Annotated in this window: 1 pseudogene; it reads right to left on the minus strand. The window is 49.7% G+C overall.

Annotation, left to right across the window (positions count from 1 at the left end):
- Positions 1 to 97: 97 nt before the first annotated feature.
- A pseudogene (locus R7R78_RS26250) lies at positions 98 to 717 on the minus strand (Bcr/CflA family drug resistance efflux transporter); the annotation flags it as partial.

The following is a 717-nucleotide window of genomic DNA, read 5'->3' on the forward strand; positions in this document are numbered from 1 at the left end:
TCATTCTCATCAATAAATAGAGGTAGTGTGATATGAAAAAAGGGACACACTATTTCGTGTGTCCCTTTTCAATGTTTTGGTCAGATTGAAATGGCGGTTAAATGACTTGTGGCATTTCGTTTGAGTGATCGTGCGCTCTGTGTACCCACAATAGGCCAAGCATCGCGACAATTGACATTGCCATCATCAAAACACCAAGCGGCATTTGGTTATGCGCTGGGAATAGCGATGCAAGCAAGGTTGCAATACCGGCGCCCAAGTTCTGCATGCCACCCAGAGTCGCACCAGCTGTCCCCGCGTGGTAAGGGAACGGAGCAATTGCGCCTGTTGTTGCCGCAGGGAACAGAATGCCCGCACCTAGGAAATAAATAGTTGCGCCACCAATTAACGTCAGTGCAGTTGTTACGCCAAACAAGCCTGGGATTAATACGACGGCTGAACCGATAAAGATCGACACCAAGCCAACATTTAACGCACGACGCTCAGAGCGACGCTGCGCGATATAGCTAGACAAACCTGCTCCCACTAAGTAGCCCGGGATCGGCAAGATGAACAGCAAACTTACGGTAGTGGCTGGTAATGCCAATACACCTCCTAGCAATACCCCAGCTGCTGCTTCGAACACACCTACGCCAGCAAACGTCGCAACTAGGCAGATTAAAAAGCCTTGGAAGCGGCGGTCAGACAAAACGTGCTTGTAGCTTTTTGCCACTGGTT

The sequence above is a fragment of the Vibrio sp. 2134-1 genome (assembly GCF_033339495.1).